The following is a 21,742-nucleotide window of genomic DNA, read 5'->3' as shown; positions in this document are numbered from 1 at the left end:
TTAAATGGCGATGGAAACACAAGACATTATTAAACGCTCCGCGACCAACCCGATAACGCCCGCGCCTCGCGCGCGGGACTACAAGGCAGAAGTCGCCAAGCTGATCGATGTCTCCTCCTGCGTGGGCTGTAAGGCCTGCCAGGTGGCCTGCTCGGAGTGGAACGATATCCGCGACGAGGTGGGGCACTGCGTTGGCGTTTACGATAACCCGGCTGATCTGAGCGCCAAGTCCTGGACGGTGATGCGCTTTAGCGAAACCGACCAGAACGGCAAGCTGGAGTGGCTAATCCGTAAAGACGGCTGTATGCACTGTGAAGATCCGGGCTGCCTGAAGGCATGCCCGTCTGCGGGTGCAATTATTCAGTACGCCAACGGGATCGTCGACTTCCAGCAGGATAACTGTATCGGCTGCGGCTACTGCATCGCAGGCTGTCCGTTTAATATCCCGCGCCTCAATAAAGAAGATAACCGGGTCTATAAATGCACGCTGTGTGTCGATCGCGTCAGCGTCGGACAGGAGCCTGCCTGCGTGAAGACCTGTCCTACCGGGGCTATCCACTTCGGCACCAAAAAAGAGATGCTGGAAGTGGCGCAGCAGCGGGTGGATAAGCTCAAAGCGCGCGGCTATGACAAGGCCGGGATTTATAACCCGCAGGGCGTGGGCGGTACGCACGTCATGTATGTTCTGCACCACAATGACCAGCCGGAGCTGTATCACAATCTGCCGAAAGATCCGGCGATCGATACCTCAATCAACCTCTGGAAAGGGGCGCTTAAGCCGCTCTCAGCGGCGGGCTTTATCGCCACCTTTGCCGGGCTGATTTATCACTACATCGGTATCGGGCCGAATAAAGAGGTGGATGACGACGAGGAGGAGCATCATGAGTAAGTCGAAAATGATAGTGCGCACAAAATTTGTCGATCGCGCCTGTCACTGGACGGTGGTCATCTGCTTCTTCCTGGTGGCGGTATCCGGCATTTCGTTCTTCTTCCCGACGCTACAGTGGCTAACGGAAACCTTCGGGACACCGCAGATGGGGCGCATACTGCATCCGTTCTTCGGCGTACTGATTTTCGTGGTGCTGATGTTTATGTTTGTGCGTTTCGTTCATCACAACATCCCTGACAAGCAGGATATTCCGTGGCTAAAAGGGATTGTTGAGGTTCTGAAAGGCAACGAGCATAAAGTCGCGAAGGTGGGCAAATATAACGCCGGGCAGAAGATGATGTTCTGGACCATCATGAGCATGATTTTTGTGCTGCTGGTGACCGGGGTGATCATCTGGCGTCCGTATTTTGCGCACTATTTCCCGATTCAGGTAGTGCGTTATGCGCTGCTGATCCACGCGACCTCGGCCATTATTCTGATCCACGCCATTCTGATCCATATGTATATGGCATTCTGGGTGAAAGGATCGATTAAAGGCATGATTGAAGGGAAGGTGAGCCGCCGCTGGGCGCAGAAGCACCATCCGCGCTGGTACCGCGACATTGAGCGTCTTGAAGCGCAAAAAGAGAGTTCGGAAGGGTTGAAGTAAACCTCGCGCCGTCGGCATTGTCCGGCGGCGCTGCGCTTGTGCTGGTCTGCTTCCCTGTATCAAAACCGCTCTGCAATATACCGGAAGGGATATTTTGTTGGCTTCACTTTGCCGATCTTGCGTTTCGGTAAATCCACCTTGTCAACGTGAATTTCTTTATAGGGGATCTGTGAAAGCAGATGCGAAATAATATTCAACCGAACCCGTTTTTTATCTTCTGAGCGCGCCACAAACCACGGCGCCCAGGCGGTGTCGGTCGCTTTAAACATCGCATCACGGGCGAGGGTATATTCATCCCACAGATTGAAAGATTTTATGTCCATTGGAGACAGCTTCCAGATCTTGCGACCATCATTAATGCGATCGCGCAGGCGGCGTTCCTGCTCTTTTGGCGTTACTTCAAGCCAGTATTTCAACAATATGATCCCGGCATCGACCATCGCTTTTTCCATCACCGGCGTTCCATCAAGAAATTTGTCGGCCTGCTCTTCGGTACAGAAACCCATTACTCTTTCCACGCCTGCGCGGTTGTACCAGCTCCGGTCAAAAATGACGATTTCACCGGCAGAGGGCAGATGGGGAACGTAACGCTGAAAATAGAGCTGACTTTTCTCTTTATCGGTGGGGGCCGGTAACGCAACAACGCGAAACACCCGGGGGCTGACGCGTTCGGTGATGGCTTTGATGGCGCCGCCTTTACCCGCGCCGTCTCGCCCTTCAAAAACAATACAGACCTTTAACCCTTTGGCGACCACCCATTGCTGGAGCTTAACCAGTTCAACATGGAGGCGGCGAAGCTCTTGCTCGTACGCTTTGGTTTTGAGCGGCGCGTTTTTAACGACATCATCAACAACACGGGTTTTCTTCTTACTGACCATGGCGGGTCTCCCTATCGGTCCGGTCGCGGGATCGAGGCCGTACTAAGCGTGTAATCGGCCTGAATGAATGGATTAATGTGTCAGAAAGCTGATTTGAACTGGTTCACCATACAAGTTTAATCAATAATGCACGCTGCGTATTTTTTAACAGTGGTCGCGGTATGAAAAAAACAATTTTTTCGTTAGCACTGGCTACCTTTGGCCTGGGGATGGCTGAATTTGGCATCATGGGCGTGCTGACAGAACTGGCTCATGATACGGGCATTTCGATTCCCTCCGCCGGAAATATGATTTCGTTTTACGCTTTTGGCGTAGTGATCGGCGCGCCGATTGTGGCGCTGTTCTCCAGTAAATTTTCGCTGAAAACAACGCTGCTGTTTCTGGTGGCGATGTGCGTCGTCGGTAACGCGCTCTTTACCTTCTCTGACACCTACATAGGGCTGGCGGCGGGGCGCTTAATCTCTGGTTTCCCGCATGGCGCGATTTTCGGTGTGGGGGCGATAATCCTGTCAAAAATTGCGCCACCGGGTAAGGTGACGGTTGCTGTAGCAGGGATGATTGCCGGGATGACCGTTGCCAATTTGCTTGGCGTCCCGCTCGGGACGTGGCTGGGACATGAATTTAACTGGCGTTACACCTTCTTTTTGATTGCCGTCTTTGATGCGCTGGTGATCCTCTCTGTTCTGCTGTGGGTGCCAGACATTCACGACACGACAACCACCCGGCTGACAGAACAATTCCACTTCCTGAAAAAACCGGAACCGTGGCTGATTTTTGCCGCTACGATGTTTGGCAATGCCGGGGTGTTTGCCTGGTTTAGCTTCGTGAAGCCGTTTATGGTCAACGTGTCAGGCTTTTCCGAGGGCGTCATGACCGCGATCATGATGCTGATGGGGCTGGGCATGGTGCTGGGTAATGTCTTCAGCGGCAAGCTGTCGTCGCGCTTTAGCCCGCTGCGCATCGCTGCCACCACCGACATGGTGATTGTGGCTTCGCTGCTGTTACTGTTCGCGTTTGGCGAGCTTAAAACAGCTTCACTGGTAATGGGATTTGTTTGCTGCGCCGGGCTGTTTGCGCTCTCTGCGCCGCTGCAAATACTGCTGCTGCAAAATGCGAAAGGCGGCGAAATGCTGGGGGCCGCAGGCGGGCAAATGGCGTTTAACCTCGGCAGCGCAATAGGCGCGTATTTCGGTGGAATGATGATTACGCTCGGCTTTAGCTGGAGCTATGTCACGCTTCCGGCAGCGATCTTATCCTTCTCAGCAATGACCTCTCTGTTGATGTACGGTTTTTTATGTGCCAAAAAGCGTCAGGCCAACGCAGGAGCGCTGGCCTGATTTCACGCTTTGCCCGCTGGTCGCGGGCACAGGAGGGGACTACACGAATTTCGCCAGCGGGTCAGCGGCGGCAAATGCGACAGCTTTGTCTGCTGCTGGCGGGTAAATCAGTTCGTTGGTGATGGCGACTTTGATCTTTTTGCCTTCCTCGCGCACGGATTTAACACGCTGTTCCCAGCCCTCGGTGTACACCGCGCCCCAGCCACCCAGATCCAGACAGGTGACGTAATTCACCTGACGGTAAGGGTACGGCTCCAGATTTAACAGGCTGGCAGCTGCGTTATGTCCGGCGAATTTCCCCAGCTGGATCGCGTGCTGGCAGGTCATCAGTGCCGTGTTGCCCGCATCGTCCGTTTTGGCGTGCGCCATATCACCCGTCGCGTAAACCTCCGGATGCGCAGGGATCTGCAACGTGTCGGTGACGATAAGGCGTCCCTGAGTGTCGCGTTCCCCGTCAATTTGCAGGCTGAGGGGGTTAGCTTCTACCCCTGCCGTCCACACTACAGTCGCGCTGGCAATGCGCTCTCCGTTTTTCAGCGTCACGCCGCTGGCATCAATAGCTTCAATTTCACTGTTTAAACGCCATTCAACGTCCAGCGTGTTGCTTGCTTCTTCAATGGTGTTACGCAGCGCCTCGCTGTAACGCCCGCCAATAGTTGCACCTCTTTCAACTACGATTACTTTAGTCTTTGTATCGGCGCCGAAGCGGGTGCGAAGACGAGCAGGGAGTTCCGTTGCCAGCTCAATGCCGGTAAAACCGCCGCCACACACGACCACGGTATTGCGTTCTGGGGTGGAGGGGCGCGAAACCAGCGAATCAAGATGTTGCTCGAACAGCCTGGCGGAGTCGAGTTGGTCGATATCAAATGCGTATTCAGTCAGACCGGCAATCGGCGGACGTTTAGTCTGGCTACCGGTTGCGAGGATCAGACGTTCCCAGTTGACTTCGGCAATGGCGCCGTTTGAATCGCGATACAAAACGGTTTTAGATGAGGTATCAATACGTTGTGCTTCGCCCGAAATAAAGGCAATACCCAGCTCAGCAAACAGTTCGGTCAGTGGCGCGACCATCGTCGACACGTTCTCTTCATAAAAACGTGGACGAACGCGCAGTTCCGGCACCGGGGCCAGCACGGCAATGCTGAGGCTATTATTACCTTCCAGAGCAGAAAGACGCGCGGCGCTGACCGCAGCCCACATACCGGAAAACCCACTACCCACAATTAAAATCTGCTTTTTCATACTCGATCCTTTTGTTCGTCAGGCTGTGTGTCTGACATAACTGCCACTATACTTGTCGGAGTTAACTACGACAACTTCTTTCTGAGTTAAAATTCGTTATAATGCAGCGAACAATAACCCGGAGTGAGCCATGGCGTTTTACAGTTCTGGTGTGGAATATGGCATTCATAGCCTGATGTGTATGGTGGATGCAAAAGGCAATGAGCGTGAGATGAGCGTCCGGGAGATGGCGGCCTTGCAGGGCGTACCGTACGACTATCTTGGGAAGATTTTCACTCGTTTGTCACGCGCGGGGCTGGTTATCAGCACCGAAGGCAAGGGGGGTGGATTCCGGCTGGCGCGTCCGGCAGAGCTGATCAGCGTGCTGGACGTGGCGCACGCCATCGACAGCGATAAGAATATGTTCGAATGTCGGGAAGTGCGTCAGCGCCTGGCGGTATTTGATGAAACGCCACCGGCCTGGGTCTGTGACGGACCGTGCGGGGTGCGATCGGTTATGGACAGCGCGCAGCAGCGGATGGAAGAGGAGTTAGGACGCCATACCATCCTGGATCTGGCGCGGAAGATGTATCGAAAAGCGCCGGACACGTTCCAGATCGAGGTTCAGGAGTGGATTTCCGATCGCCGTTCGTCTACGTGACAGGCCGGGCAGGGCAAACCCGCTACCCGGCCACCGCGGTTAAGAACGTAAATCAATCACCATACGGCCACGGATCTGGCCCTGTTCCATCTCTTTAAAGATGGCGTTGATATCTTCCAGTGGGCGCATCGTGACTTTCGGAACCACCTTACCTTCAGCCGCAAACTGGAAGGCTTCGAGCAGATCCTGACGAGTACCCACCAGAGAGCCCACCACCTGAATTCCATCCAGGACCAGACGTGGTATATCCAGGCTCATCGCTTCCGGCGGCAGGCCAACAGCCACCACGCGGCCTCCGGCGCGAACTGCATCAACGGCAGAGTTGAAGGCCGCTTTCGCTACCGCCGTCACCACTGCCGCATGTGCGCCGCCGGTTTTCTCCTGAATCACTTTTGCCGCATCTTCACTGCGGGAGTTCACGGTTAAGTCTGCGCCCATGCTGGCAGCGAGCTTCAACTGCTCGTCATTCACGTCAATGGCGATAACTTTCGCATTAAAGACATTTTTGGCGTATTGCAGTGCGAGGTTGCCCAGACCGCCAAGGCCATAGATCGCAATCCACTGGCCGGGTTTGATCTCAGAGACTTTTACCGCTTTGTAGGTGGTGACACCGGCGCAGGTGATGCTGCTGGCCGCCGCAGAGTCCAGCCCCTCCGGGACTTTAACCGCGTAATCCGCGGTCACGATGCACTCTTCCGCCATGCCGCCGTCGACGGAGTAACCCGCGTTTTTTACGTCACGGCACAGAGTTTCGTTGCCGGTATTACAATATTCACAGTGGCCACAGCCTTCGAAGAACCACGCCACGCTTGCACGATCGCCAACTTTCAGTGACGTGACGCCCGGACCAATCTCTTTGACAATACCAATCCCTTCATGGCCGAGGATCACCCCGGTCTTGTCGCCAAAATCGCCATTTTTAACATGGAGATCGGTATGGCAAACGCCACAGCACTCCATCTTCAGCAGCGCTTCACCATGTTTGAGCGCGCGTAAGGTTTTCTCTGTAACGTTAACCTGATGATCCTGAGTGACAACAGCAGCCTTCATGTGTTTCTCCTTTTACTAATGAGTATCTGCATAGCAGGTGTAATACCCATTAAGGATTAATACTTTGGCGCTGTAATGCAAGGCAACCGCAACATAATGTCATCAATTAATTCAGTTTCAGATTAAGAATACGGTGATCCTCTAATAATCAGTAGGGGAAAACGCTAACGTAAAAAACCCGGCGTAACGACCGCCGGGTACAGATTTATAGTTGGGCTTCTATCTCCTCAATCTCTCTTCGCCATTGCGCCTGCAACTGCGGTTTTTGGTGTTTTGGCTTGCGCGCCAAATCCTCTTCCAGCAGCATTTCCAGGGCAACCAGGCGTTCGAGCAGATCGTTAGACGCTGAAGGTGGTGCCTTCGATGCAGTCTTCGATGCCCCAGGCACCACCGGACCGGTGCTCGCACGCAGGCGCTCAAACACCGCCTCCGCATCGTGCCATTCGCTAAGCCTGCCGTCCTCAATCAGCCAGTAGCGGTTACAGCTCTGGCTAATTAACTGACGATCGTGGCTCACCAGCAGCACTCCGCCTTCAAACTGTTGCAGTGTTTCCGCCAGCGCCTCTTTGCCTTCCATGTCCAGGTGGTTGGTTGGCTCATCCAGCATCAGAAGGCTATAGCGAGCAAGCGTCAGGCCGATGAACAGCAGGCGCGAACGTTCCCCACCGCTCAGCGTACTGACTTTTTGCCCGTGACGCGCCCACGGGAACCCGGCACTGATGAGGGCCATTTTACGGGTCTGCGGATCTGGCGCGAAAGGCTCCAGCGCGTCAAAGATTGTTGCCTCCTCCGAAAGCTGATTCAGCGTCTGATCGTAATAGCCTGGCGACACGCGAGGATGAAGTTTCAGGCCAGCCTCTGAAGGTTCACCTGAGAAATGCCGCCAGATAAGCTTCATCAGTGATGATTTGCCGCAGCCATTACGCCCGACGATAGCCACGCGATCGCCACTTCTAAGCCGCGCAATGTCGACGTGAAACAGCTCAGACAGGCCAGGCTCAGGCGCTACGCTTAGGTTTTCCATCTCCAGTAGCCGGTCTGCCCGCAGGGCGTCACCGCGCAGGGTTAATGTCCACGGACTGCCTGCGGTGAGCTCTGTCTGACTCTCCTTAAGCCGTTCGACCTGCTTTTCCATCTGTTTGGCTTTGCGGGCCAGATCTTCGTTATCGTAGACCTTGCCCCAGGTGGCCAGCCGTCTGGCACTGGCGGATACGCGGTCAATCTCCTTTTGCTCCGCCTTATGCCGCAGCGCATCACTTTCGTCTTTGGCTACCAGCGCCTGACGCGCGGCGGTGCAGGGAAGGGCGAAGTAGTGCAACATCTTATCGCGCAGGATCCAGCTGCCGTTGGTGACGGCATCCAATAGTTGCCTGTCGTGTGAGACCAGCACAAAGCTGCCGGACCAGTTCTGTAAAAACTGTTCCAGCCAGAGCAGGGTCGGCAAATCGAGGTGGTTACTCGGTTCGTCCAGCAGTAACAGATCTGGATCGCCGATCAGCGCCCGCGCCAGCAGGAGACGCGTGTGCTGCCCGCCGCTCAGCGTTGCCGACGTTAAGGCCATGTCCTGCGGTGTAAAGCCCATACCCGCCAGCAGCGTTTCAGCTTTCCAGTGCAGACTCTCGCGTTCAGTCGCGGGCAGTTGCGCCAGCACGGCATCCAGCATGGTCAGGGGATAAATGGCTTCTGGCAGGTGTTGCTCAACGCGCGCCATCAGACAGTATCCGGCCAATGCGACGGTTCCGGCAGCAGGGGAGTCTGTGCCGTCCAACACCTTCAGCAACGTACTTTTGCCGCAGCCGTTGTCGCCCAGCAGGCCAATACGGTCGCCTTTTTTCAGCGTAAAGGAGAGGGAGTCGAACAGCGTGCCAAACGCCGTATCAACACGTAAAGATTGTGCAGTGAGTAAAGTGCTCATTGTTGCTTACCCAAGAGTTACAGGCATGTTTATGCCTCGTCAAACATCGCTGACGATAACTCAGTAAGCCCGAGAGAAGGGATTTCAGGGGTTGGTGTCTTCGCTCAAGCGGAAGTTATCGCAGCACGATACCGATAACGCTTGAGCTGGTGCGATCACCAAATGTATGTGAAACATTGAAAATTTCACAGTACAGCATAATTGGCCTCCTTATATATTCAGTAGGTTAATGGATGAAGGGAGTGTAGCGGGGGAAAATGGGTTTGGCTAGTGGAAGAAGGGCATGATGTCTCACCCTCTTCCAAAGGACTGAGGGATCCCCACAAATAAATATGGGTAGAGAACATCCCCTCGTCCCACAGGGGAGAGGGCCAGGGTGAGGGGAACATACGGCTGGGGTGGTCATTCCGTTCACTTTACGTTCCTTGCTACTCTGTTATGACATGACCGGTGAACGTGCCAGGGTGGCTCAGTCGCCACCACCCTGGCAACCCGGGCTTCCGGTGGAAAATCGCCGCTTCGCGGTCCCTTCGGCTTATTCCTTCCGGCTTATCGGGGACGGGAGGAAACGCCTCAGCGATTTACAGCCGGACCAGGGCCTCGCTGAAAGCCTTCGGTTATTCCGAAGGCAAGGTTATCGCTTCTGCTTTCAAATTACTGAGATCCCTCAGCCCCGGAGGGGCGAGGGAACGGTCAGCACCCGGATTTAAATCGAAGTACGACGATAGCTACGGTATTCCGGCATCCAGAAGTTATCATCAATCGCCTGCTGCAACGCATCGGCAGAGGTTTTCACCGCGACGCCTTGCTGCTGCGCCATTTTGCCTACCGCGAAGGCAATTGCGCGGGACACTTTGTGAATGTCTTTCAGCTCCGGCAGTACCAGGCCTTCACCGTTATTCACCAGCGGAGAGTGACCTGCCAGCGTTTCGCTCGCGGACATCAGCATTTCGTCGGTGATGCGGGACGCGCCGGAGGCGATAACTCCCAGACCAATTCCCGGGAAGATATAGGAGTTATTGCACTGCGCGATGGGGTAGAGTTTGTCCTTCCACACCACCGGATCAAACGGACTGCCGGTTGCGACCAGTGCCTTACCTTCGGTCCATGCGATGATGTCCTGCGGCGTTGCCTCCACGCGTGAAGTCGGGTTAGACAGCGGCATCACGATAGGGCGTTCGCAGTGCTTGTGCATCTCGCGAATAATCTCTTCCGTGAAGAGGCCGGTCTGCCCGGACACGCCGATCAGAATGTCCGGCTTCACGTTGCGCACCACGTCAAGAAGCGAGAGCACTTCGTTATCCGTATCCCAGTTTTTCAGGTTTTCGCGCTTCTGCACCAGTTTGGTCTGGAACGGGAGCAGGTTTGGCATGCCGTCGGTCAGCAGGCCAAAACGGTCCACCATAAAGACGCGGGAGCGGGCCAGCTCTTCGCTTAAGCCTTCGCGCTGGGTCTGGGCAATAATTTGCTCGGCGATGCCGCAGCCCGCGGAGCCTGCACCCAGGAAGACAATTTTCTGATAGCTGAGCTGGCTGCCTGCCGCACGGCTCGCAGCAATCAGCGTACCGACGGTCACTGCCGCAGTGCCCTGAATGTCATCGTTGAACGAGCAGATCTCATCGCGGTAGCGGTTCAGCAGCGGCATGGCGTTTTTCTGTGCGAAGTCTTCGAACTGCAACAGCACGTCAGGCCAGCGGTGCTTCACGGCCTGGATGAAATCATCCACAAACTGATAGTACTCGTCGTCGGTAATGCGCGGGTGACGCCAGCCCATGTACAGCGGATCGTTCAACAGTTGCTGGTTATTGGTCCCCACGTCAAGTACCACCGGCAGGGTGTAGGCCGGGCTGATCCCGCCGCAGGCGGTATACAGCGAGAGCTTACCGATGGGGATCCCCATCCCGCCAATGCCCTGGTCACCGAGGCCCAGAATACGTTCGCCATCGGTCACCACGATCACCTTGATGTTGTGGTTAGGCACGTTTTGCAGAATGTCATCCATGTTGTGACGGTTCTGATAAGAGATGAACACACCGCGGGAACGACGGTAGATCTCTGAGAAGCGTTCACACGCCGCGCCGACGGTGGGGGTGTAAATGACGGGCATCATCTCTTCAAGATGGTTCTGCACGAGGCGGTAGAAGAGGGTTTCGTTGGTGTCCTGAATATTACGCAGGTAGATGTGTTTATCGATTTCGGTTTTAAAGCCCTGATACTGGATCCAGGCACGTTCTGCCTGTTCTTCAATGGTCTCAACCACTTCAGGCAGCAGGCCCAGCAGGTTAAAGCTGCTGCGCTCTTCCATGCTAAAGGCGCTGCCTTTGTTCAGAAGGGGGAACTCCAGTAAAACCGGACCGGCGTAAGGAATATAAAGGGAACGATGTTTTTTCAGTTTGTTGTCCATGTCACTCACTCTTTTTAAGAAGATCCGTCCCTGACACTGCTGTTTGTCATCTTTCTGGCCTGTGCTACGGGGTGCGGTCGGTTGGTATTATAAAGGAGCTGAATATTAATTACCGCAACACATAAAGAAAAACACCACCGGGGTGACCGATGGTGTTGTGGATTTCGTACTGGAAATTACTTGCCTGCCTGACGTTTCCTGCCGGTGGCGTGGGTAACTTGCGTTTCGCTACCCTCCTCAATAACCACTTTACGCTGGTTAGAGAGCTTGTAGTTCAGTCCCAGAATATGGCGTGCCTGACGGTTCGATTTCATGTTAACTCCTCAATCCTGTTGATAGTTTTAAGGACAAGCTTGCTTACGCAAACGAAATGTAACCCCTTAGGTTGCAGATCCAGCTTAGCAGGTTTTTACAGAGGTGCGTTTCGCCCACTAACCACATAGTTGATGGTTTGCTGGTAGATGTCACTGAGGATGTCATTGTCCGTGGCTTCCACCCACTTGGTCAGTTCCATCAAAATGTCATCTTCAGTAACAACACCGTGCTCGGCGTGAAGACCTTGTGCGATCGCGTTAACAAGTTCCGGTTGTGCTGCTGTGGTATGTGCCGGGTAATAAGTAAACATGCTGCCTCCGTGTCGTTGTCTGTTTAATGTTACGGCGTGCAAAATCGTAATTCACATTCAGATTGGCAAATATTTTTGCCGTTGTGGTTCAGATTCGTCCTGGAATTAAAAATAACATCTCCCGTAGCACAGAAATAAAACTCAGGGTTTCCAGCGGCGTAAATTCGTGGTTTTTTCATAAGGCATGGGCGTCGGCCAGGAGATCAATTCCACAATGCTGCCCCAGGGGGTTTGACCATAGCAGAAAGCATTGCCTTCACCTTGCTCATCCGGAAAGCTAAGCGGCTTCGGCGCGGTGAACATCTCACCGCCGGCGGCGGTGAAAGCCGCGATGGCACTATCAAAATTATCAACATAAACAGCAAAATGCTGAAGTCCAAAGTCGCTGGCGCGAGCGGGCATTCCCTGTTCAGGGCCATGCATTTCGAAAAGTTCTATGCCGGGTCCGTGCGGCATAACAAGCATGCGAATGGCATGAATTTTAGTGCCGGGAAATAATTTTAAGGTGTGTTGCTGGGCGGGCTGATCGATATTATCGGTTTCTGCATCGACAGAATGATATAAAACCTGTGCGCCGAAAGCGCGTTCAAAAAATAGGGTGGCTTTTTCAATGTCGGGCACCGTAATACCGATATGGTCAATACCCCTTACTGACGATGTCATAGTAAACTCCTGCTATAAAAAATTTAAATATAGCAGGAGATAGTCAGCTTATTACCACTTCATTTCGCCGGTATTCACTTTGGCACTCAGTTCCAGCGAACTTTCTTCCGCTAGGTTCGGCCACTGTTTTTTCATCGCGATGATGAGGTCGGTAGACGCTTTATGCGTCCTGAGGGCCTTTTCAAACTGCTGTAGATAGCGACGGGTAAAGTCGATAGCGCCGGTACCCGCTGGCGGTGTCCCAAGGTAGTGGCCCGGAATAACGCGTTCGGGCTTAAGGGCAGCCATGCTATCCAGCGTCTGCTGCCACTGTTTACGGCTTTCCGGCGTTTGGGTATCCGCCGTCCAGACGTGAATGCCCCATGAGACGCCCGTGCCGCCGAGGATGGTTTTGGCGGATGGGATCCAGACGTACGCCGCATAGCTTTCAGGCTCTTCAATGCTTACTCTCTCACCGTCAATCATAAAGGTGGTTGAAGCAAGCACTTGCGGCACGTAGAGCTGCGTCGGCGCGCCATCTTTCATCTGTGGCCCCCAGAAGGCGAGCTTCGCGTCTTTTGTGGCCCTGATATGGTCCACCACCTGTTGCGTGGCGACAACTTTGGCATTAGGGAAGGCTTTCATCAGCGGTTGCAGGCCGAAATAGAAATCCGGATCGCCGGAAGTGATCACGATTTTGTTCAGCGTTTTACCGCTGTGGCGAATTTTTTCTACCAGCGCTTCGCCATCTTTCACGCTGAACTGGGCGTCAAACAGTACCGCCTCTTTCGGGCCAGATACCAGCGTGGAAGAAACGGCAAAAATGCCTTTTTCCTGGGGGTTATACGTATCAACGGTCAACGGAGCGGCAAAGACGGCCGGAGTGAAAAGGGTTGTCAACAAAGCAAGGCGGGCGATAGTCATGGTCATATCTCTGTTCTTCAGGAAAGTCTCTATTGTACGGATCTCTTCATTTGCCAGAATTCCTGAAACAGGAGATGCTTAGTTTCATAGATCGAGCAAATGGAGGTCAAAATGGATCGCGTTATTGCCGCCCAGGTGTACAACCGCATCTGTGAGCTGGGGAGTTTAAGCGCGGCGGCTCGGGCGCTGGGGATCTCCCGTCCAATGGTGAGCCGTTATCTGGAGCAGATGGAGAAGTGGGCTGGGGCGCGGCTGGTTAACCGCTCCACCCGTAAGCTGACGCTGACGGCGGCGGGGGAGAAAGTCCTGCAAAAGACGCGCACGCTATCGCAAATTTCTCAGGAAATTGAAGATCAGTCAGTGAAGGATTTACCCTCAGGTACGCTTCGTGTCGCCTGCGCGCATTTTACCGCGATGCAGATTATCGCTCCGGTGCTGCCCGATCTGTTGCAGCGTTACCCTCAACTGCGCATTGAGCTGGATGTTAACAACCATCCGGTGAGCCTGGTGGGCGAGCGAATTGACGTGGCGATCCGCATCACCGATAACCCCGAACCGGGTATGATCGCTCGCCGGTTGGGAGAGTGTCGGTCCGTGCTTTGCGCTTCGCCGCACTACCTTGCAAGCCGGGGCGTTCCAGAGGAGCTGGAAGACTTAGCCCGGCACAACTGCCTGCATTACAGCTTTTTTGCCGGTCAGTCGTGGCGTTTTTTAACGCCGGCAGGGGAGCCGATCACGACGGCGGTCAGCGGCAATCTCAGCGCCAGCATCTCATCTCTGCTGATGGAGGCGGCGATAAATCACTGTGGTATTGCCATGCTGCCCGAGCGCGAGGCCGACGCGGCTCTACGGCAGGGAAGCCTGGTGCCGGTGCTCAGCGCCTATACGCCAAAACCGATCGGCATTTTTGGTATTTATCAGTCGCGAGACTATCAGCCTGCGGCGCAGCGTGTGTTCCTCGACGCGCTGGCAAACCACCTTGCCACGCGATCGGACTAGTCTGTCTTCCCTGCAAAATAGATTATGCGTCCTATACTTATCCCTTTGTAAGCCAAAAGGAGAGCAAGAATGACGATTCATAAGCACGGTTCAGCACACTGGTCTGGCGACATTAAACGCGGCAAAGGGACGGTATCGACCGAAAGTGGCGTCCTTAACCAGCAACCTTACGGCTTTAACACCCGCTTCGAGGGCGAGAAAGGGACTAACCCGGAAGAGCTGATTGGCGCAGCGCACGCGGCATGTTTCTCTATGGCCCTGTCGCTAATGCTGGGCGAAGCGGGTTATACCGCCGATTCCATCGATACCACGGCGGATGTCTCGCTGGATAAAACCGACAGCGGTTTTGCCATCAGCAAAGTCGCGCTGCAAAGCAAGGTGACGGTACCGGGTATCGATCCGCAGCAGTTCGACGGCATTATCCAGAAAGCCAAGGCCGGTTGCCCGGTCTCACAGCTGTTGAAAGCGGAAATCACGCTGGATTACAAACTGAACTGATATCGGGCCGGGCGCATGCCCGGCTCATTTTTAACGGTTACGCCAGCAGCGCACGTTTCGGCTTGCGGAAGAGGGCTGGAGTTGTTGCGGCTGTTCACATCCCTGCGTCGCCAGCGAACAGCGGTCGCGGAAATAGCACCCAACGGGCAGGTGGCGATTACCCGGAAGATCGGTTTTTCGCAACGCCAGATCCTCATCCAGCGGTTCTCCGGTCCGGGGAACGGAGTCAAGTAGCAGCTGCGTATAAGGATGGCGCGGCTGACCCAGCACCTGGTTCGCCGGACCCAGTTCCACGATTTGCCCCAGATACATTACCGCCACCCGGTCGCTCATGTGCCGGACCACCGAGACGTTGTGCGAGATCAGCACGTAGGTCAGATTTCGCTGCTGTTGCAGGGCAACCAGCAAATTGAGGATCTGTGCCTGGACGGAAATATCCAGCGCGCTGGTGGGTTCATCCAGCACGATGATGTCCGGATCCGAAGAGAGCGCCCGGGCAATAGCGATTCGCTGGCGCTGTCCGCCCGAAAACGCATGCGGCAGGCGGTCAAGATATTCCGCTCGAATCCCAACCTGCTGCGCCAGCGTTTCAGCCAACTGACGACGCTCCCGTTCGCTGCGACGTTGCTGTATCCACACCGGCTCGGTGATGGTGCGCCAGACGGGTAAACGTGGATCAAGGGACGAGAGCGGGTCCTGAAATACCATCTGCATACCACCCGCCGCATTCGCGCGCTGACAGGCCCCGGTACTCGGTTTGAGCATGCCCATCAGCAGCTGCGCCAGCGTGCTCTTTCCACAGCCGGATTCCCCCACAACGCCCAGCGTTTCGCCGCGATGGATCCGGAGATCCATGCCGTTAAGGGCGTGTACCTGTTCCGTCACGCGCCCCAGCCAGTTTTTGCGCGCAGGAAAATTCACATGCACGCTATCCAGTTCCAGCAGTACCTCAGACATGGCGTCTCTCCTGTTGTGGGTACCAGCAGGCAGCCTGCTGGCCTTCTGCGCCCGTGGAAATTAAGCGCGGCGTTTCGCTGCATTTCGCCCCGGCAGCAAAACAGCGTTCGCGAAAAGCACATCCGCGCGGGAGGTGGCTGAGGTTAGGTACCGTGCCGGGAATGGCCGGGAGGATCTCGCGCGGTTTACCATTTTCCGGGGCACACCGCAGCAGGCCAATCGAATAGGGGTGCACAGGATGGTGGATCAAGGTCTGCGTGCTGCCGCTTTCGATCACGCTGCCCGCGTACATAACGTACATCCGGTCACAAATCTGCGACACCACCGCCATATCGTGACTGATAAACAGCACCGACGTTCCGCTGGCGCGCGCTTTATGTTTCAGCAGACGCAGCACCTGAAGCTGGACGGTCACATCCAGCGCGGTAGTGGGTTCATCAGCGATGATCAGCTCCGGCTCGCAGGAGAAGGCAAGGGCGATCATGACCCGCTGGCGCATACCGCCGGAAAGCTCAAACGGATAGCGATCCATTACCTGCGCCGCATCCGGGATTTGCATCTCGCCCAGCAGGGAGATCGCCTTCTGCCGCGCGTCTCGGCGGGAAAGCGACTGATGCTGGCGGATCACCTCCACCATCTGCCTGCCGATCCGGCGCGTGGGGTTAAGCGCCGTCATCGGCTCCTGAAAAATCATCGCCACCCTGGCGCCGCGCCACTGACGAAGCTGTTTTTCCGACGCGTTCAGCACATCTTCCCCGAGCAGCGTGACCCGGCCATGGTGAACATGGTAACTGCCTTCCGGCAGCAGGCGCATCGCCAGCATCGCGGTGACCGATTTTCCCGAGCCGGATTCGCCCACCACGCCGACAATTTCACCCCGGCCAATCTCCAGCGAGACGTGGTTGAGCGCGTGGACGTCACCGCGAAAAATGGGGAAGCTCAAGTGCAAATCTTCAATCGATAATACGGAATCACTCATGACTGCTTCCCTCCTGATTTGGGATCCAGCAGGTCGCGAAGACCATCGCCAAACAGATTAAAGCCAACCGCCGTGATCAGAATTGCCGCCCCCGGAAACGCGCAGTACCACCACTGGTCAAGCACGTAGTTACGCCCCACGGCCACCATTGCCCCCCATTCGGCGGTCGGCTGCTGCGCGCCTAATCCAATAAAGCCCAGCGTGGCGGCCATCAGAATGGCGCTGCCGATATCCAGCGACGCTTGTACGATCAGCGGCGGCAGGGCGTTACGCAGGATATGCCAGCTGATCAGGTGCCAGCGCGATGCGCCAAAGGTGCGAGCGGCCAGCACGTAGGTGAACTGGCGCACCACCAGCGTTTGCCCGCGTGCCAGCCGCACGTAAAACGGAATGCGTACAATCGCAATCGCCAGCATCGCGTTAAACAGGCTTGGACCGAGCGCGGCGGCCAGCGCCATCGTCAGCACCAGCGAGGGGATGGAGAGCATAATGTCCATGATGCGCATAATGATGGCGTCGCCGCGCCCGCCAAGTACGCCGGACAAACAGCCGAGCAGCGAACCGATGCCACCCGCAATCACCACCACCGCCAGCCCCGCTGTGATGGACTGCTGGCTGCCCACCAGCACGCGGCTGAACAGATCCCGGCCCACCTCATCGGTGCCAAACCAGTGCTGGGCTGACGGTGCCTGCAAGCGCGCGGTCAGATCCAGCGCGTTCGGATCGTGCGGGACTATCCACGGCGAGACCACCATCATCAGCAGCATCACGATCATAATGACCCCGCCGATCAGCGTGAGCGGGCTTTTGCGTAACATCCAGAACAGCTTTGCCCAGTTGATGCGCTGTTTAGCGGTGCTGACAGGGACGGGCGTTTCCTGAGTTAACATCATTCGGCACCTCCGCGCCCGATTCGCGGGTCGATCCACAGGTACAGCAGATCCACCACCAGATTAACTAAGACATAGGCCAGCGATACCACGACCGCGAAGCCCATGACGGCAGGGAAATCCAGCGCCTGAATGGAGGTCACCACCCAGGCTCCCATTCCCGGCCAGGCAAACACGGTTTCGGTAAGGACGGCCCCGTACAGCAGATCGCCCAGCGCCAGCCCGAGCACGGTAATGGAGGGGATCATGGCGTTGGGTAAGGCGTAGCGCAGGACGATGTACCAGCCCGGCAACCCGCTCGCGCGGGCGGTACGAATATAATCCTCGCTCAGTTGCTCAAGCATCGCGGAACGTACCTGACGCGCCACAATACCAAGATGCACAAAGGCCAGGGTCAGGGAGGGTAAAATCAGGTGCTGCAGGGCGTTGAAAAACACCTCGCCGTTGCCTTCCAGCAGAGCGTCCAGCAGATAAAAACCGGTAACGTGGGCGGGCGGATCGAGCCAGTCGTCCAGCCTGCCGCCGCCGGGCAGAATTTGCAGTTGACCGTAGAACAGAACGATAACTCCCAGTCCCAGCCAGAAGGCAGGCGTCGAGATGCCCGTCATCGCCATCAGTCGCACCAGGTGATCCAGCCAGCGGTTACGGTACACCGCCGATAAAATGCCCAGCGGCACGCCAATCACCAGCGCCAGCAGCAGGGAGCAAAAGGCAAGCTCCAGCGTGGCGGGGAAAAAAGCTTTCAAATCTTCCGCAACGGGGCGACCGGTGCGAATAGACGTGCCCAGATCGCCATGTGCCAGCGCCTCAACGTAGCGGCCAAACTGAATATAGAGTGGTTGATCCAGCCCCAGCTGCTGGCGGATGCCCTGCACGATTTCATCGCTGGCGCGATCACCGGCCAGCAGGCGGGCCGGATCGCCGGGGATCAGGTGTGAAATAATAAAAGTAATAATACAGACACCGGCCACCACCAGGATTAACCCCCAGCAGCGCTGGCGCACAATGCTCCAGAACGTCATACACTTCCCCCCGGCGTGGGCCGTTACTTACTCATGGTGGCGATGTTAAAGACCTGCTCAAGCATCGGATTAAAGGTGAAGCCTTTGACCTCTTTGTTCATCGCCAGCTGGTAGTTCTTCTGGAACAGATAAACGTAAGCCGCCTCGTCAATCACCACTTTCTGCGCCTGCTGGTAATCTTTGGTGCGTTCCGCCTGATCGGTGGTTTTCAGTGCCGCCTGCAACAGCGCATCGACCTCTTTGTTCTCATAGAATGAGCGGTTACCCGGCAGCCCTTTTTTGTCCGATTCGAACCAGTAGTTCATGAACATGTACGGGTCAGCGAAGTCCGGGCTCCAGTTACCAATCGCAATGTCATAATCACCTTTGCCGACGCGGTCGCGCATGGTGGCGTTCGCCAGTTTCTCGAGCTTGACGTTAATCCCCAGCTTGCCGAGGCTCGCCTGCGTGGAGAGGGCGATAGGCTCCCAGTTCGGGTCGTTATCGGAGTAGAGGAACGTCAGGCTGGCAGGTTTATCTTTGACTTTCTCCAGCGCCGCTTTGGCTTTGGCCTCGTCAAAGCTGTACTGCATGGCGTTCGCATCGAAGCCCCACATGCCCTCCGGGATCGGGCCGCGCATCTGCTTGCCGTTCCCGCTGAGAATGCCTTTCACCATCCCCTGGTAATCGGTCGCCCAGGAGACCGCGCGGCGCAAATCCACCTGATTCATTGGAGGCTTACTGTTGTTCAGATAGAGGTAGGTCACCCGCAGGGACGGGTATTCCGCCACGGCCACTTTGCCTTCCTGCTTCAGAGCAGCAAGCTGATCCACCGGCAGGGCGTCGGCGATATCCAGATCGCCACGGGAAAGTTGCAGGCGACGCGAGGCGCTTTCACCGATAATCTTCACCGAGACGCGCTTAAAGTGCGGCTTTTCACCTGGCCAGTGTGGGTTGGGCACCATCACCAGCTGTTGACCTTTCCGCCAGCTTTTCAGCATAAACGGTCCGGAACCCGCGGTGTTTTGCGCCAGGAAACCGCGTGCGTCGTCGGCGGCATTGGCCTTCAGCACCGCCGGGTTGACGATCGACGCGCCGTCATTGGCCAGCGTGTAGAGGAACGGGGCAAACGGCTGGCTGAGGGTGAATTTCACCGTATGCTCATCCACCGCGTCCACTTTCAAATCTTTCGGGAACGCTTCGGAAGGTCCCTGGTTGATTTTAAGCAGACGTTCAAACGACAGCTTGACCGCTTCGGCGGTCACCGGCGTGCCGTCGGCGAATTTTGCATTATCTGCCAGGGTGAACGTCCACACTTTCTGGTCGTCTGACGCCTTCCAGCCCGTCGACAGATCGCCTTCCACCTCCGTGGTGCCAGGCTTGTATTTCACCAGACGCTGGTACGAGGGGTAGGTCACCGTCCAGTCGTTGTTATCGATAGTGACCGCCGGATCCAGCGTTTGCGGATCGGCAGCTTTCCCTATCACCAGCATATCTTTTGGCACCGCCGCCAGAGCGGGAAGGGCGCTCAGGGCGAGCGTAGCGGCAATCAGGGTAGTAAGCAGCGTTGTTTTCATGGCCGGGCTCCAGAATTACAGTGAGTGTGTGATCGGATAACAGGCGAACTGGTCATCTAACAGCGGATAGCTGGCGGCGTTCGGCAGCTCGAAATGCCACCACTCGCTGCTGATGCCCACAAAACCGCCGCCGTACATAACGGCGTTCAGGAGCAGACGATTTCGCTGCGCCTCGGGCGGAACGGAAGGGTGCCAGGCATGAGAACGGTCGTGCATTTCGTCAAACCCGGCGCCCATATCCAGCACGTTGTTGTGTTCATCCATCAGCGTGACGTCAATGGCAGTGCCCCGGCTGTGGTTCGAGCCAATCGCGACATCCACCACGTATTCCGGATTGGGGCAGGCATCCCAGAGTTGCGCCTGTGCCTGCTGGGGGCGGTAGGCGTCGTAGACCACCAGCTTCAGACCGGCCAGCGCGGCGATACTGATCGATTTCGCCAGCGCGGTGGCGGCATCCGTGTGCAGCAGGCACGCGGCGTGCTGATAGATCGGGCGGCCGGTAATGTTATCGGCGGTCGCGTATTTCAGATCGATATGCAGCGTGGGAAAAGTTTTCGCCACATCAATCAGTTGACTCTCTTCAGGCATAGCTCCGCTCCTTTAGCGTTCAAATTGACCAAATTCTTGTTGTAGTTGTCGGTTGATTGCCAGACGTTCCGGCAGCGCATCTCCCAGCGCCTCCACGACGCCCGACAGCAGCAGGTTGAACAGACAGCTCACCGGCGCCAGCGAGTCCCAGAAATGGCCGGTATCGGTCTTCACCTGGAGTAAATCAATCGGGTAATCCCGCGCCCACGGGCACCAGATATCGGTGATCAGCGCCATCGCCAGGCCTTTTTCGCTCGCCACGCGGCAGTACTGGCGGGCAATGGCGGAGTAGGCGCGGGTATCGGTCAGCACGATATACGGGTTAGCAAAGCCGGAGTTAAGCGACTCCACCCAGCTACCGGAGAGCCCTTCGGAATAGCTTACACGCGGGCGCAGATACTCCAGATGGCTGAAGAACGCATTGGCGATCCCGCGCGTGGACTGGATCCCCAGCACGAAGACGGCGTCGGCATGGGAAAGTTGCTGGACCACCTGCCTGAACGTTTCGCTTTGCGCCAGCTGGTAGACATGGGCAATGGCGTCCACCTCCAGCGACAGGGAGTGCTGAAGGCGATCCGACAGCGGCTGTTGCTGCTTCCAGGAGTCGAGACGCTCGTTAATGCCCCAGGGCTGGTGGGGATTGCGCAGGCTTTTTTTGGCGTCGTCCAAGTTGCGATAGCCCAGCTTGCGCAGAAAGCGTCCGACGGTGATCCCGCTGGTGGCCGTTGCCAGCGCCACGCTCTCAGCCGTTTCAAAAGGGATCTGTCCGACGTGCGCCAGCATCCAGCTTGCCACCCGTTTTTCGCTCGGGGTGAGTTGGCTAAAGGTCGCTTCGATTCGGCTCAACACCTCTGGTTTGGTCGTCATACCGCCTCGCTGTTAACTGGCTGTCAAAGGCCGGGTTTCTGTTATCAGATTAACAATGCAGGACGCGTGCCATGTTCACATTGCGGCGAAAACGCGCTGTGCAGCAAAGTTAATGCAATATTTGTTTAACAGATGCTCAACATTTGTGCAGCGTAGTTCACTTTTGGTGCAGTGTCCGGCCTGAGCGGTAT

At 56.0% G+C, this 21,742-nt stretch carries 22 protein-coding genes; 6 read left to right on the top strand and 16 right to left on the bottom strand.

Annotated elements, in window-relative coordinates:
• Positions 1–4: 4 nt before the first annotated feature.
• Together fdxH and fdnI are read left to right on the top strand one after the other, a co-directional pair.
• Positions 5–889 carry a formate dehydrogenase subunit beta gene (gene fdxH / locus ACOTXC_RS01520; RefSeq protein WP_003857048.1) on the top strand — a complete coding sequence of 295 codons (885 nt, stop codon included), beginning with the start codon at positions 5–7 and terminating at the stop codon, positions 887–889.
• Positions 882–1,538 (top strand): formate dehydrogenase-N subunit gamma, encoded by a 657-nt coding sequence (gene fdnI / locus ACOTXC_RS01515; protein ID WP_023300174.1) that lies wholly within the window; start codon positions 882–884, stop codon positions 1,536–1,538. The genes fdxH and fdnI overlap by 8 nt, the downstream gene beginning before the upstream one ends.
• A gap of 59 nt (positions 1,539–1,597) precedes the next feature.
• Here the strand turns inward: fdnI and ppk2 are convergent, their stop codons facing one another.
• Positions 1,598–2,416, bottom strand: a complete 819-nt coding sequence (ppk2, locus tag ACOTXC_RS01510) for a polyphosphate kinase 2 (RefSeq protein WP_022648203.1) — start codon at positions 2,414–2,416, stop codon at positions 1,598–1,600.
• 161 nt (positions 2,417–2,577) lie between these two features.
• On the opposite strand from ppk2, the gene araJ reads away from it, so the two are divergent.
• Complete coding sequence (gene araJ / locus ACOTXC_RS01505; RefSeq protein ID WP_023306256.1) at positions 2,578–3,753, top strand: MFS transporter AraJ; 1,176 nt, start codon at positions 2,578–2,580, stop codon at positions 3,751–3,753.
• Between the two features lie 39 nt (positions 3,754–3,792).
• Here araJ and ACOTXC_RS01500 read toward each other — a convergent pair whose 3' ends face one another.
• Complete coding sequence (locus tag ACOTXC_RS01500) at positions 3,793–4,995, bottom strand: NAD(P)/FAD-dependent oxidoreductase (protein ID WP_148741982.1); 1,203 nt, start codon at positions 4,993–4,995, stop codon at positions 3,793–3,795.
• A gap of 130 nt (positions 4,996–5,125) precedes the next feature.
• On the opposite strand from ACOTXC_RS01500, the gene ACOTXC_RS01495 reads away from it, so the two are divergent.
• Positions 5,126–5,635, top strand: coding sequence for an RrF2 family transcriptional regulator (locus tag ACOTXC_RS01495; protein ID WP_421767339.1), 510 nt, complete (start codon positions 5,126–5,128; stop codon positions 5,633–5,635).
• A gap of 39 nt (positions 5,636–5,674) precedes the next feature.
• Here ACOTXC_RS01495 and adhP read toward each other — a convergent pair whose 3' ends face one another.
• From adhP to ACOTXC_RS01460, 7 genes are all read right to left on the bottom strand, one after another.
• Complete coding sequence (gene adhP, locus ACOTXC_RS01490) at positions 5,675–6,685, bottom strand: alcohol dehydrogenase AdhP (protein ID WP_023306254.1); 1,011 nt, start codon at positions 6,683–6,685, stop codon at positions 5,675–5,677.
• A gap of 205 nt (positions 6,686–6,890) precedes the next feature.
• Positions 6,891–8,600: an ABC-F family ATP-binding cassette domain-containing protein gene (locus ACOTXC_RS01485; RefSeq protein ID WP_421767338.1), complete on the bottom strand. Its 1,710-nt coding sequence runs from the start codon at positions 8,598–8,600 to the stop codon at positions 6,891–6,893.
• A gap of 706 nt (positions 8,601–9,306) precedes the next feature.
• Complete coding sequence (locus tag ACOTXC_RS01480; RefSeq protein ID WP_022648194.1) at positions 9,307–11,004, bottom strand: NAD-dependent malic enzyme; 1,698 nt, start codon at positions 11,002–11,004, stop codon at positions 9,307–9,309.
• Positions 11,005–11,180: 176 nt separating this feature from the next.
• Complete coding sequence (gene sra / locus ACOTXC_RS01475; RefSeq protein WP_000841561.1) at positions 11,181–11,318, bottom strand: stationary-phase-induced ribosome-associated protein; 138 nt, start codon at positions 11,316–11,318, stop codon at positions 11,181–11,183.
• Between the two features lie 95 nt (positions 11,319–11,413).
• Complete coding sequence (bdm, locus tag ACOTXC_RS01470; RefSeq protein WP_022648192.1) at positions 11,414–11,629, bottom strand: biofilm-dependent modulation protein; 216 nt, start codon at positions 11,627–11,629, stop codon at positions 11,414–11,416.
• Between the two features lie 141 nt (positions 11,630–11,770).
• Complete coding sequence (locus ACOTXC_RS01465) at positions 11,771–12,292, bottom strand: VOC family protein (protein ID WP_063849073.1); 522 nt, start codon at positions 12,290–12,292, stop codon at positions 11,771–11,773.
• Positions 12,293–12,343: 51 nt separating this feature from the next.
• A complete protein-coding gene (locus tag ACOTXC_RS01460) occupies positions 12,344–13,195 on the bottom strand; it encodes a Vmh family MBL fold metallo-hydrolase (RefSeq protein WP_421767373.1) in 852 nt (283 codons plus the stop codon).
• Between the two features lie 111 nt (positions 13,196–13,306).
• Between ACOTXC_RS01460 and ACOTXC_RS01455 the strand changes: the two genes are divergently transcribed.
• Together ACOTXC_RS01455 and ACOTXC_RS01450 are read left to right on the top strand one after the other, a co-directional pair.
• A complete protein-coding gene (locus tag ACOTXC_RS01455) occupies positions 13,307–14,194 on the top strand; it encodes a LysR family transcriptional regulator (RefSeq protein WP_072201089.1) in 888 nt (295 codons plus the stop codon).
• A 69-nt stretch (positions 14,195–14,263) separates the two neighbouring features.
• Entirely contained in the window at positions 14,264–14,692 is a 429-nt protein-coding gene (locus ACOTXC_RS01450) for an OsmC family protein (RefSeq protein WP_003857069.1), read from the top strand.
• A gap of 30 nt (positions 14,693–14,722) precedes the next feature.
• Here ACOTXC_RS01450 and ACOTXC_RS01445 read toward each other — a convergent pair whose 3' ends face one another.
• The 7 genes from ACOTXC_RS01445 to ACOTXC_RS01415 are packed head-to-tail and all read right to left on the bottom strand — an operon-like array spanning position 14,723 to position 21,551.
• Positions 14,723–15,649 carry an oligopeptide/dipeptide ABC transporter ATP-binding protein gene (locus tag ACOTXC_RS01445; protein ID WP_063147295.1) on the bottom strand — a complete coding sequence of 309 codons (927 nt, stop codon included), beginning with the start codon at positions 15,647–15,649 and terminating at the stop codon, positions 14,723–14,725.
• Positions 15,642–16,628 carry an ABC transporter ATP-binding protein gene (locus ACOTXC_RS01440; protein WP_421767337.1) on the bottom strand — a complete coding sequence of 329 codons (987 nt, stop codon included), beginning with the start codon at positions 16,626–16,628 and terminating at the stop codon, positions 15,642–15,644. Before ACOTXC_RS01440 ends, ACOTXC_RS01445 begins: the two co-directional genes overlap by 8 nt.
• Complete coding sequence (gene ddpC, locus ACOTXC_RS01435; RefSeq protein WP_022648185.1) at positions 16,625–17,521, bottom strand: D,D-dipeptide ABC transporter permease; 897 nt, start codon at positions 17,519–17,521, stop codon at positions 16,625–16,627. Before ddpC ends, ACOTXC_RS01440 begins: the two co-directional genes overlap by 4 nt.
• Entirely contained in the window at positions 17,518–18,540 is a 1,023-nt protein-coding gene (locus ACOTXC_RS01430; RefSeq protein WP_069596588.1) for an ABC transporter permease, read from the bottom strand. The genes ddpC and ACOTXC_RS01430 overlap by 4 nt, the downstream gene beginning before the upstream one ends.
• A gap of 23 nt (positions 18,541–18,563) precedes the next feature.
• A complete protein-coding gene (locus ACOTXC_RS01425) occupies positions 18,564–20,096 on the bottom strand; it encodes an ABC transporter substrate-binding protein (RefSeq protein ID WP_421767336.1) in 1,533 nt (510 codons plus the stop codon).
• Positions 20,097–20,111: 15 nt separating this feature from the next.
• Entirely contained in the window at positions 20,112–20,684 is a 573-nt protein-coding gene (gene ddpX / locus ACOTXC_RS01420) for a D-alanyl-D-alanine dipeptidase (protein WP_421767335.1), read from the bottom strand.
• A 12-nt stretch (positions 20,685–20,696) separates the two neighbouring features.
• Positions 20,697–21,551, bottom strand: coding sequence for a MurR/RpiR family transcriptional regulator (locus tag ACOTXC_RS01415; RefSeq protein ID WP_161177224.1), 855 nt, complete (start codon positions 21,549–21,551; stop codon positions 20,697–20,699).
• Positions 21,552–21,742 lie beyond the last annotated feature (191 nt).

The organism is Enterobacter cloacae complex sp. IR5428, assembly GCF_049238585.1.
Classification (GTDB): domain Bacteria; phylum Pseudomonadota; class Gammaproteobacteria; order Enterobacterales; family Enterobacteriaceae; genus Enterobacter; species Enterobacter intestinihominis.
The sequence above is the reverse complement of the archived record's forward strand: the minus strand, read 5'-3'. Positions and strand labels throughout refer to the sequence as shown.